Below are 11,894 nucleotides of genomic sequence, written 5' to 3' on the forward strand. Positions count from 1 at the left end.
TTACATTCTAAACTCTTCACCGAGATACACTTTCCGGGCAATTTCCGACTCTAAAATTTTTTCACGGGGACCTTGCTCTACAATCTCCCCCTTGTTGATGATATAAGCACGGTCGGTAATCTCTAAGGTATCACGTACATTGTGATCGGTAATTAAAACACCGATATTTTGACGGGCAAGCAGCCTGATAATCAATTTAATGTCATGTACAGCTATCGGATCAATACCGGCAAAAGGCTCATCAAGTAGCAAAAACTTGGGTTCAATAGCCAATGCCCGAGCAATTTCTGTGCGGCGCCGTTCTCCGCCGGAAAGCGTATAGGCAGGCTGCTTCCGGTTCGCAGTAATTCCAAATTCGTCTAGGAGGGCATCAAGCTTTGCCTTCCGCTCTGCCTTAGTAAGATCCTTACGGGTTTCTAAAATTGCATCGATATTTTGTTCCACAGACAATTTCCTGAATACCGATGCTTCTTGCGGCAGGTATGAAATACCGATACGAGCTCGTTGATACATCGGTAAGCCGGTAATACAGAGGTCATCAAGGTAAATCCCTCCCGCATTTGGAGTATAAAACCCTACAATCATATAAAAACTCGTAGTTTTACCTGCTCCATTTGGTCCCAGAAGCCCAACAACTTCCCCTTGCCGCATCGAAAAACTTACATCCCGTACTGCCTGCTTTTTCCGGAAAAGTTTATTTAATCCCTCCACCCTCAACACACTTTGAGCTGCTCCAAAAGACATCATACCGCCGTCATTCTGTGCATCTCCCGCAGCCTCTTGTCCGTAATTCTCCTGAATATCGCTCATCGTATACCTCCAGCAGACTTTATTTCCGGATTCTTACCATTACCTTGCTTTTGCTGAACCGGCCGCTCTGCTTTTGCTGCATCAGGAGGAGCCTTCTCATCGGACATTTTTTTTTGCGCCTCTTCCGGACTGGTTTCTTGAGCCGGAGAGCCGACAGTATCCGCCTCTTCCGCATCAGTTTTTAGGTTATCAGCTTTAGTAGCAGAACTTTCCTTTTCTTCGGTAACAGAACCGCTTACCTTGCCTTCAAGCCGTATATCTTCAGTATTCAGATCAACTGAAATCCTTGCCGCTTTAAATTCATCCTTTCCCTTTTTTACAACAGGACGTCCTGTCAAATCGAGCATTGATGTAGTTCTATTATAAACCGCAAAAAGAGAATCACAGACAATCTCTTTACTTTTCAGATGCACTGCCATTTGTAAAAGAATAATCTCATTTTTTTGATTATATTCAATACGTTCCGCCGCAGTTTCCACCTTGTTTTTTGTATCTTCAACCTTTGCAGCTCCCATAAATTCCGCTACTTCAGTTTCCCGGTCATACAGCAGCGAGGCAGCAGAAAACGTAAAACCTTTTTCAGGGTCTTCACCTGTTACGGTACCGCTTGCTTTAATATAGCGGTAATCCTTTCCATACAATTCAATACGTTCACCATAAATAGTAAGCGAATCTACAGAAACTTGTGCATTACCGGTCAATGCAGTAGAGCTATTCCCTTTTCCGCCTGAACCCTGCATTTTATCTGCCGAAAAGGATATTTTTGCCGGAGCTGCATACGCAGATGCAGCAAGCATACAAAAAGAAATGCTAGAGAGTATAAAGCGCCGTATCATATACATAGATTCCGTAGTATACGTTTTTTTTTAACTTTCGTCAAAGAAGCCAGAGCATCTTCTCAGAGATTCAATAGCTTCTTGCATAAAACGCTTATGTCCCGTATAGTGGAAAGAATTATGAGCGGGTATAAATGCTATTTCTGCACAAAGTGTGACGGATACGGATGTATTGGGGAACTTCCTGGAATGGGCGGGGTTTTTAGTAGTGTAAATTTTATTGGAAACTGTGCTGCATGGAAAAAATATTATACGAAAGAAACGGAAACAGCTCCATTGCCTCCTATACGCTTAGCGCCTATTACCGGCGGTGTAGAAAATGTGGGATATGATGATGAAGAAGCGTTTTACTTTGATCTGATTAAAGGGGCTTCTGAAGCAGGTTTTTTACTCAGCATCGGGGATGGATACCCTGATTTAAAAATTCAAGGAGGGCTTGCCGCACTGCAGCAGTATGGGAAAACCGGAGCAGTCTTTATTAAACCCTATCCTAATGCACGTATTTTTGAACGGATTGATTGGGTGCGCAATGATGCCGAACTTATCGGGATTGATATTGACTCCTACAATATTGTAACTATGCGCAATCTCGTACAGTTGGAACAGAAAAGCGCTCAAACACTCAAAGCCATACAGCGCTATGCACAAATGCCCTTTGCAATAAAAGGCATATTTTTACCGGAGGATGTTGAGTTAGTAAAGGACTTGCACCCTGATATTGCTGTTATATCGAATCATGGCGGCAGAATTGAAACACGGCGCGGCAATACCGCTGATTTTTTAGCCGAATACGGCAGTGTTCTGCAAAGCCATGCAGGCGAGGTATGGGTAGACGGTGGTCTCAGAAGCCGCGCAGATATAACCGCTGCAAAGAAACTCGGTGCAGCGCAAGTAATGATAGGGCGTCCTTGTATTACGGCGTTACTCCGGGATGGAAGCAGTGGTATGCAGCAATTATACCGCCGTTTAACAACGCAGGACAATATGCAGCAAGCAAAATAGGAAACCTGTTCGGAAATTCACATTTCTGAACAGGTTTCCTTGAAATGCAATGTTGTGATGAAAAATGTACTTCTTTGTACATTTTTCACCGGCGGCTTTCGGCAAAGCCGAAACATCGCGACTAATGTAAAGACTTATCAAAACAACTCGCGATCAGCTTTGCTGATGAGGTATCTTATAAAAATCACACCTGAGTTTTTATAAGATACCCTATTATTATAAGGATGAAGGATGCTGTCTAGAATTGACAAAATACTTGCAGGAAACGGATTGGGATCCCGGAACGATATAAAACGGCTTTTACGTACAGAAGATTTCCGGCTCAATGGAAAACGAATAACTGATCCGGGAACGCTGATCGATATAGAAAAAGACAGTATTATTCGAAATGGAGAGGCGATAACGCTCCGTACCTACTGCTACCTCATGCTGAATAAACCAGCAGGTGTGGTAACTTCAACGAATGATCCCCTGCACGATACTGTGATGCAGCTACTCCCGCCGCCTTTTTCCGCAATGAAGCTGTTTCCTATCGGGAGACTTGATATTGATACGGAAGGACTGCTTATTATAACCAACGACGGAACGCTCACCCACCGCATCACTTCTCCAAAATCAGCCTGTGTTAAAAGCTATTACCTTGAAACAGCAGTACCATTTAATACGGAAGCATTGATACAAGCTCAAAGTTTGTGTGCAAAAGGCTTAGAACTCAAGCATGGATTTGTCTGCCTACCTGCTCAGTTTGAACGAACAGAACCGCAGCACATCAAAACGGAATGGGCGTTTTTGATGCATATATGCGAAGGGAAATATCATCAAGTAAAAAAAATGCTGCATGCACTCGGAAATGAGGTTGTGTACTTAAAGCGGGTAGCGATGGGAGGGGTCAGCCTTGATCCGGAACTGGGTAGCGGAGACTGCCGCGAACTGACGGGTGCTGAAGTAGCGCAGCTCCAGCGCGCTGGAGGAATATAAAAAAGGCTTCCGTGTCCTATGCGTATCATGTACAACATAGAGCAGGAAGCCTTCAATCGGGAAAAATCAAGCGCTAGCGTGAATAGAATTCAACGACGTACTGGATATTTCCTACTGGTTGAATGTCTGTTGGTGCGGGCAATGAGGTTACCGTTGCTGACAGGTTTTCGTCATCAACAGAAAGCCATGCTCCCTTTGAACCCTGTACCGTGCTTAAGTTATGACGGATAAGATTTTGGAAACCCTTCTTGTCTTTCGTGGTAATAACATCACCAGCCTTTACCCGCATTGACGGAATATTTGCCGGTTTTCCATTCAACAAGAAATACGCATGAGACACCATCTGGCGTGCCTGAGCACGGCTTACAGCAAAGCCCATCCGATAAATAGTGTTATCAAGCCGCTGCTCCATTAAGGTCAGCATATTGTCACCGGTAACACCAGACATTTTCAGTGCTTTCTCGAACAGATTACTAAACTGACGCTCGGACATACCGTATGCAAAGCGGAACTTTTGCTTCTCTTTCAGCTGTTCACCATAGACTGAGAGCTTTCCGCGCTGTTTTGCACCGCGTTCTTTTCCCGGTGCATTCGGCTTTTTATCCAAAAGCTTGCTATACTTAGGATTTCCAAAAATATTTGATCCAAACCGGCGGACCAATTTACCCTTAGGCTGTTTTCCGGCCATTTTTCACCTCGTAACTTTCATAAGAATACCAATAGGGTATTCAAGTATTCTCTTTTATTAGGGAACGATAAAAAAGAGCTTAGGGTATCTCTAAAAATACGCTGTATTTTTAGAAGTTCCTTGATCAGCAGTACTGATTACATCGACTATAATGATCCGGCACTGCTCATATCTATACTGTACTTCATCGAGATGAAAGCCGCGTACAGCATATATATTTAAACATTTTAAACAAAATAAAATATTCTGTCAAGCTATCGCATTGCATCACGCAGGGATTCCGCATTATAGCACCTGCAATACTCTCGGAAGCGGCAGACGCTGTATTTGCTGTTGCTGGCTGAAAATCCTGCAATCCGGGGCTTTCGCAAAAAACAAACGGAAGCCCGCTCATTCCTTACACCATCAGTACTGGGAAGCATTCTTTTCTATGGCTTTTATATGCCGCAAATAAAAGAAGAGCGCGGTACACATAAGGGCATGATCATAAGGCGGCTCTCCCATCTTCTGCAAAATTTCGTCGATAGGGACAGCCTCTGCTTCTAAAAATTCATCTTCATCAAGATGCTGTGCCTGTGTATCTAATTCGCAGTCGGCAAAATAAATATGGCTTTTGTTTTCCATAATTGCAGGATTTGGATATACCTCGCCGAGTAAGGTAAGCCGCTGAGCTTTTTTGCCGGTCTCCTCAAGCAGCTCCCTGTGTGCTGCATGCTCCGGGCTTTCACCTTCATCAACCACACCGCCGGGAAATTCAACGGAAAGGCGGGCTGAACCGTGCCGCCATTGTGTTACCATCAGAAAATACTGCTTTCCGCTTGAATCTGTAATACGCGGAATAACAATAACCCATTCCGGGGCAGAGAGTGCGGTAAAAGTTTTTGTTTCCCCATGAGGCGAGAGGCTCTTAACCTCATTGACGCTAAACACAGGCGTACGGTACATTTCGGTCTTTACACCGGGTTTCCATACAAGTTCAGTTTTTTTTTGCATAAAAATACAACCTTCCTTTGACATATTAAGCATTTCATCTTATTCTATAGAAGAGGAGGCATTATGGCAATCATCACAATTTCACGGCAAATAGCTTCTTATGGAGATGAAACGGCTTCTGCGCTCGCAAAGGCACTAGGCTACGACTTTATTGATAAAAAAGATCTGGAACACGATCTGGTAAGCCGCGGCATCTCGGAATCGAATTTGAAGCAGTATGATGAACGGAAACCGGGATTTTGGGCATCTTTATCGCGCAATAGAGATCAATATTTCGATTATTTACGCGAAATTATCTATACGTATGCCCTAAAAGGAAACTGTGTGTTTATCGGACGCGGCGGTTTTGCCTTGCTGCAGGGGATTCCCGGTTGTTATGCAGTCCGGCTCATTGCATCTGATGATGTCCGCAGTACTCGGCTCATGAAAGAATTTGATTGGTCTGAAAAAAAAGCCCGGGCGCTCATAACCGAGAGCGATACAAATCGAGAAGGGTTTCATAAATGCTTTTTCGACATGAAGCCGGAAGAACCTGCACACTACCACCTCGTGATTAACACGGATGCGGTTACAGCAGATATTGCTGCTGACATCATTCGGCATGCCTGCAGCGTCACTATTTCCCCATCGGAAGAAAAAGCAGGTCTGCAGCGTATCGGCGAACTGTTAATAGGACAAAAAATAGTGAACCGCATTGCTTTTACGGAAGAGCTGCCGATTTATTTTTTAGATGCTGAGGTAACCGCAGCAGAAATTATACTGCACGGAGTTGCCGATTCCGTTACCTGTATTGACCGGGCAATCAGTATTGCGCAAGAAATGTCAGAGGGGCATACCGTATCATCACAGATCAATATGGTGAATGAGTATAAAACCTATCCGTAACAGCCATCACAGAGCCTCTTCTAAAAACCATACCTGAGTTTTTAAAAGATGCCCTTATCTCTAACGAAATTTCTAAAAACCTTTCTTGAGTTTTTAAAATACCCTCTTGACTTTATTTTGCGTCTACGCTATAGTAGCAGCTGTTGCAGATGCGGCGGTGGTGGAATTGGTAGACACGTCAGCTTGAGGTGCTGATGCCGCGAGGTGTGCTGGTTCAAGTCCAGTTCGCCGCATGAAAGGCTTCTTTTGAAATCAAAAGAAGCCTTTTTTTATGTCTGGTTCTGATAATATTGTTTTAAGTTATTACGTGCATTTTCCAGACTGAAAGAACCCCGAACCTTTTGGAAAAACTATGCGTCTAAGTATAGTTTCACTATTTACTATTTTTAAATTCAGGGCGGAAACACAGTAACCGCACTTACAGCTTAATCAAAAGCCTTCACCTCGGATCAATGCAACAACACACAAAAGCAAGGCAAAGAGGGTGTAGACATATTTACCAAGATAGTACCAGCTGTTCCCATAACGTTTGACAGCTCCGGTATTTATTTCGTCCAGTAATTCTTCTTTTTTGAGTACCCAGAACCACGAAACGGCTCCGAGTACGGCGCCGATCGGAATAATATAGGTAGAAACCAAATCCATCCATGAACCCCATCCGCCAAGGATAGCACCTTTTGTTTCTGCAATCGGTTCCATAAATACACCGATACCGAAGGTAATAACACCGAGTACGGTAATAACTGCGGCTCGTCTTAAGGTCTTAAAACGGTGTAAAAGCGACTCCGCTACAACCTCCAGCATATTCTGCAAAGATGAAATCCCTCCGAATACCACAACAAGATAGAGAATAATCCCAAATAATCTGCCGCCGGGCATTTGCTGCAAAAGAGAGGGGAGTACCACAAAAAGCAGCCCGGGACCGCCTGCAGGATCCATTTGATAGGCAAAACAGGCAGGGATCATCACAAGAGCGGCAACTACCGCGGCAATGGTATCGAACAGCGCGGTGTTTTTTGCTCCGCCTACGCAGTCATGGTCTTTGCTCAAATAGGCACCGTAGACAATCATCCCCGATCCGGTAATAGACAGTGAGAAAAACGCCTGCCCCATTGCGGTAATCCATACGCTGGGATTTTTTAAGTGGCTCCAGTCGGGAATAAAGAGAAACCGATAGCCTATCGCAGCTCCCGGTAAAAAGGAAATACGGATTGCCAAGATGACAAACAGGATGAAAAAGAGGGGCATCATCACCTTATTGGATTTTTCGATAGTGTCGGCGCCGAGGACAATGGTCAATAGGGTTACAATGATGACAACAGCATGATACGGCACGACACTGAAGGGCTTAAACGCGAAGGATTCAAACCATTGCCCCGGATTGACCGTCATAATGCTGCCGAATAAGGACTGCGTAAATGCCTTGAGGACATACGCGATAATTACCGCATAGCCGACCGCAATGGCGATTGAGCCGATCAGGGGCAGCCATCCGATAATGCTGCCGATTCGGGAACGGTCTGTACTGCTATGCTTCCAAGCGAATGTGTAGGAACCAAGTGTACCGGTGCCGCTGCGGCGCCCGATTGCATATTCAGCAGAAAGACCGACATATCCAAAGAGAATAACAAATAGAATATAAATGATCAAAAAAGCGCCGCCGCCGTTGCTGCCGAGTTTGTAGGGAAAGCCCCATACATTCGCCATACCGACCGCAGAGCCGACACAGGCGAGAATAAACCCTATCTTACTGACAAATTTATTTGTTTTTTGCTCCATTGTTTTCCTTTTCTGTTGTTCCGGTTTTTCCGGCATTCTGCGCAGCCGTTTCCTTACCGGCTATAGACGGCGGCTTACCGCTGCCTTGTTCATCCGTCCCGGTTATTTCCGCAGCCGGAATTGTTTTTTTACCGGTTTTCGGAGCGGGCTGCCCTGTCTCCGGTTTTACCGTCTCTGCAGGGCTATCTCCTTTTTCAGCTGGCGGAATATCTTCTGTGCCTGCTGCTTGCTCTGCTTCCGGTTTTGCAGCTTCCGGCTCTTCTAAGGTTTCTTTTTTTTCTGGTTCTTCCAGCGCTTTTTTTATCTGTTCTTCAAGCTCATCCAAAACCTTTTTCTCATTGGTTTCCGCAAAAACGGTTTTCAGCTCGTTAATAAACGTTTGCGCCTCATCATAGCGTTTTGTAAACACCAGTATACGGGCATAGCTCAGCGCTGAATCGGGATTTTCCTTATCGTTTTCATAGAGTTTGCGGTACATTTCAATTGCGCGGCTGTGTTTACCTGTTGCAGCAAGACTATAGGCGTATGCTTTTAGAAGCAGCACATTTCCGGGAGCTTGCGCATACTGCCGTTCAAGGATGGGACGGGCTTTTTTCCAGTCGCCCTGCAATCCGTACACACGGGCTAAATTGAACTCCGCGGCGTTTTTATGCTCCGGATCCTTTGCCGCTTTCTGATAAAACTCCGCAGCCTTATCGTATTTTTCCGTATCGGTATAGGCTTGGGCAATCTCAAAATAGGCTTTTGCTATTTCAGGTTCAGGCCGTCCGGAAGCAGACAGCGCGGCAGCACAGAGCAAAAAAAGACAGCATACCAGCACAATTTTTCCCGGCAGCAGGAAATGCAAAGCCTCTTCCTGCCGGAGACAGCCCAGCCCCTCAGCGCCAAGCAGCCGGCAGCTGCTCTGCGGTAGAAATCCGGTATGCGGCGTCTTATTTGTTTTGAAGCACCACATTTTCTATTGCCCGTAATTGATGCCGATACAACCCTGCAATGGTTGCCCCATAATCAGCAATGAGCTGAATCATATTCCGGGGATGTTCAGGTTCGTCCATACCGTTAATTCTATCCCCCGCATCTCCTAATCCGGGAAGGATATATGCATCGGCATTGAGCGCAGGATCCATCCAAAGGGTATACACCGAGCAGTTTTTTAACGCGCGGGCAGCACACAAGGCTCCCTTTAACGAAGAAATAACATGGAAGCAGCTGATTGAACGCGGCTTTACCCCCTGCCGCTCCAGATACTTTACAACAGTGATCAAACTGCCGCCGGTTGCATTCATCGGGTCTGCAAAGATAAGGTCTTTTCCATCGAGGTCTTCAAGATTAAAATAGGACATATCAAGATTGAGTACATACTGCATGTCATCAAGTTTTTTGAGCTCATCGCGTTTAATTTTAAAGAGAGCAAAGGGAGTAACATAACCATGGGATGAATATTCTTCAATCTCTTTAGAAATAATCATTGAAGGGAGGAGCGCCCCGCGCAGCATAACACACATAACGGTATTTTCTATTTTATGATCAATGTCGCTGATCTTGTGCACAGCATAATTTTGAACAGGGACGGTAACCGGTGTTTTAGAAATCAGATAGTTTTTATTGTCTTCATGCCTGCCGCCGTACGCAAGTTTAAAGAGCATTTCGAATGCACGCTGGGTATAATAGATAAACTCGTTATGACCGGTTTCCGTACTCCTCAGCTTTGCCATAACACGGGAGGCTTCTGCATGGCTTTCATGCTCGGTATTAAATGAATACACCTTTAATTGAGGAACTTCCTTGCATATTTCTTGCAGCAGCTTACCCATAACGTCGTAGGAGGCAATAATCTCAGCCTCTGCCTGTTCTTTTTCTGCTGTAGTGTTAGCAGCATCCAGCCGGACAAACTGGCGCATCGCCTCATTATACAGTCCATCCAGCTTTTGAAGATACGCCGTATCTTTTGCCGTTAAATACCCTTGCAGTGATTCCGCTTCCATAATAACTTGTCGCATTCTAAACTCCTCAATTTTATATTAGGCATCCCTAAAAAGTGGTGTGTATCTTCTAACAAGCTAAACTTCAGTTTTTAGAAGACACACTGTTCCTTTTAGCAGTACCTCTTTCTCTTTACAAAAAAAAACGCCCTTATAAAAGAGCGTTTAAAGATAACCGATTTAATACAATCTGAATAATTGCTCCAGCTGTTCCTTTCCGATTATTTTCATAAAACCGGCAAGGCGCGGTCCCTGATCTTTTCCGATCAAAATTTGATAGATGGCAGTAAATAAGCTCTTCGGTTCAAGACCGGCGGCGTGTGCTGCATCATAGAGCGCTGTTGAAAGAGCTTTCTCATCCATAGTGTCCATCTGCGGTAGAAGATTATCCCGGATATTCCGCACGGCAGCCGCCGCCTCTGCAGAAACCTCTGCTTTCTCACCGTTTGTGCGGAGCTGAAACCGGAAGTCTTCGGGAGCACATTCTGTTATCCAGAACCATGCACAGTTAGCCCGCGCAACAAACCGCTCGTATTGTTCGTCTTTGAGATCAGTCATCTGTTTAATGACCGCTGCAATATCGCCTGCGTTAATTTGCAAGAGATTACACAGGTGCCGAAACGGAATTTGATATGAACAGCACGGCGGCATTCCGTTAATCTGGGAAAGCTCATAGATGCGGCGCTCTTTAGCATACACCTCATCGTTTTTTGCCTTATCAATACCCCAGGCAATCCGCTCAGTTTTATCATAATCTTCATAAATTTTGATAACATCGAGATCAAAACTGATAGAAAACTCAGTATTAGGACGGGTTGAAGCGAATAAATACCGGGTAACCTCCGGCTGATACACATTCAGTACTTCGGCAAGGCTGATAACACTGCCTTTTGACGAGGACATTTTACCGGGGATTCCTTTGAGTCCGATAAAATCATACCGAAAGCTCACCGGTGCCTGCCAATGATATATTTTGTCTGCAACCAGCCGCGCTGTGTCAAAAGAGCCGCCTTGCGAGTGATGGTCTTTTCCGGCAGGCTCAAATACAACCTTTTCATGCTGCCAGCGCATCGGCCAATCGACCCGCCAGCCGAGCTTTGCAGCGCCGGTGTTCCGCAGATCCAGATGCTCCGCATGACCGCATTCACACGTGTAGTGGAGAGACCATTCGTTATCCCAGCCGTCAACCGTTGTAGTATCTCGTTCACATTTTGTACAAAACACGGAAACAGGGCAATATTCTCCGGTTATTTTATGGTCATCATCCCGATAGGTGTTTAAAATATCCTTCAATTCAGCACGGTGATCCATCGCAATTTTCATGCCTTCTGCATACATACTTTCGCCGTAGCGCTGTGCTTGATAGAGAAATTCAGGGTAAATACCGACTTCAGGCAGTATTGCTTCAACATCCCGCTCATGGTGGCGGGCATAGCTTTCATCCCTGCCGAAGGTATCAGGCACCTTTGTGATAGGATAGCGGAGATATTTTTCCAGAACCTCAGGCTGAGGCATATTTAACGGTACCTTACGGAACACATCATAATCATCCCATGAATAAATAAATCGTACCTTTTTGCCCCGATCACGCAGCGCACGTACCACAAGATCAACTGACATAATCTCACGGCAATTTCCAATATGAACAGTGCCTGACGGGGTGATCCCTGATGCGCAGGTGTAGGTTTCCAAGTCTCCGCGTTCGCGGATAATCTTTTCAGCAGTCTGATCTGCCCAATGCAGCAATTTTTGATTATTTTGTTCTTTACTCATACTACCCTTTATAACGAAATACAGACCGATTGTATACGGGGAAGCCGGTTATGTCAATGAAGCGCATTGCATCACATTAAATTGCCTTGTATTGTATAAATTGCAAGAGGTATTGCCCCAAAAAAGGAGAAAAGAAACGGTTCACCTGAACCGAAAAACCATTATACT

General features: G+C 45.0%; 11 protein-coding genes and 1 tRNA gene. 4 read left to right on the top strand and 8 right to left on the bottom strand.

Annotated elements, in window-relative coordinates:
* Complete coding sequence (gene lptB, locus ACTTJ8_RS06460) at positions 1 to 744, bottom strand: LPS export ABC transporter ATP-binding protein (RefSeq protein ID WP_442716261.1); 744 nt, start codon at positions 742 to 744, stop codon at positions 1 to 3.
* A gap of 62 nt (positions 745 to 806) precedes the next feature.
* On the bottom strand, positions 807 to 1,652 hold the full coding sequence (locus ACTTJ8_RS06465) for an LptA/OstA family protein (RefSeq protein WP_442720668.1): 846 nt from the start codon (positions 1,650 to 1,652) through the stop codon (positions 807 to 809).
* Between the two features lie 114 nt (positions 1,653 to 1,766).
* On the opposite strand from ACTTJ8_RS06465, the gene ACTTJ8_RS06470 reads away from it, so the two are divergent.
* Both ACTTJ8_RS06470 and ACTTJ8_RS06475 read left to right on the top strand, forming a co-directional pair.
* On the top strand, positions 1,767 to 2,648 hold the full coding sequence (locus ACTTJ8_RS06470) for an alpha-hydroxy-acid oxidizing protein (protein WP_442720669.1): 882 nt from the start codon (positions 1,767 to 1,769) through the stop codon (positions 2,646 to 2,648).
* 231 nt (positions 2,649 to 2,879) lie between these two features.
* On the top strand, positions 2,880 to 3,626 hold the full coding sequence (locus ACTTJ8_RS06475; protein ID WP_442720670.1) for a 16S rRNA pseudouridine(516) synthase: 747 nt from the start codon (positions 2,880 to 2,882) through the stop codon (positions 3,624 to 3,626).
* Between the two features lie 73 nt (positions 3,627 to 3,699).
* Here ACTTJ8_RS06475 and rpsD read toward each other — a convergent pair whose 3' ends face one another.
* Both rpsD and ACTTJ8_RS06485 read right to left on the bottom strand, forming a co-directional pair.
* A complete protein-coding gene (gene rpsD / locus ACTTJ8_RS06480; protein WP_442716246.1) occupies positions 3,700 to 4,314 on the bottom strand; it encodes a 30S ribosomal protein S4 in 615 nt (204 codons plus the stop codon).
* A 405-nt stretch (positions 4,315 to 4,719) separates the two neighbouring features.
* A complete protein-coding gene (locus ACTTJ8_RS06485) occupies positions 4,720 to 5,307 on the bottom strand; it encodes an NUDIX hydrolase (RefSeq protein WP_442720671.1) in 588 nt (195 codons plus the stop codon).
* 63 nt (positions 5,308 to 5,370) lie between these two features.
* On the opposite strand from ACTTJ8_RS06485, the gene ACTTJ8_RS06490 reads away from it, so the two are divergent.
* Positions 5,371 to 6,192 carry a cytidylate kinase-like family protein gene (locus ACTTJ8_RS06490; protein WP_442720672.1) on the top strand — a complete coding sequence of 274 codons (822 nt, stop codon included), beginning with the start codon at positions 5,371 to 5,373 and terminating at the stop codon, positions 6,190 to 6,192.
* Between the two features lie 151 nt (positions 6,193 to 6,343).
* A tRNA-Leu gene (locus ACTTJ8_RS06495) sits at positions 6,344 to 6,425 on the top strand.
* 196 nt (positions 6,426 to 6,621) lie between these two features.
* Here the strand turns inward: ACTTJ8_RS06495 and ACTTJ8_RS06500 are convergent.
* The 4 genes from ACTTJ8_RS06500 to lysS all read right to left on the bottom strand — a co-directional run bounded on the left by ACTTJ8_RS06500 (position 6,622) and on the right by lysS (position 11,726).
* A complete protein-coding gene (locus tag ACTTJ8_RS06500) occupies positions 6,622 to 7,971 on the bottom strand; it encodes a sodium-dependent transporter (RefSeq protein ID WP_442716243.1) in 1,350 nt (449 codons plus the stop codon).
* Positions 7,952 to 8,926, bottom strand: coding sequence for a tetratricopeptide repeat protein (locus tag ACTTJ8_RS06505; protein WP_442720673.1), 975 nt, complete (start codon positions 8,924 to 8,926; stop codon positions 7,952 to 7,954). Before ACTTJ8_RS06505 ends, ACTTJ8_RS06500 begins: the two co-directional genes overlap by 20 nt.
* A complete protein-coding gene (locus ACTTJ8_RS06510; protein ID WP_442720676.1) occupies positions 8,904 to 9,986 on the bottom strand; it encodes a uracil phosphoribosyltransferase in 1,083 nt (360 codons plus the stop codon). Before ACTTJ8_RS06510 ends, ACTTJ8_RS06505 begins: the two co-directional genes overlap by 23 nt.
* A gap of 147 nt (positions 9,987 to 10,133) precedes the next feature.
* Positions 10,134 to 11,726, bottom strand: a complete 1,593-nt coding sequence (gene lysS / locus ACTTJ8_RS06515; RefSeq protein WP_442720674.1) for a lysine--tRNA ligase — start codon at positions 11,724 to 11,726, stop codon at positions 10,134 to 10,136.
* Positions 11,727 to 11,894 lie beyond the last annotated feature (168 nt).

The sequence above is a fragment of the Treponema sp. genome, from assembly GCF_052169735.1.
Classification (GTDB): domain Bacteria; phylum Spirochaetota; class Spirochaetia; order Treponematales; family Treponemataceae; genus Treponema.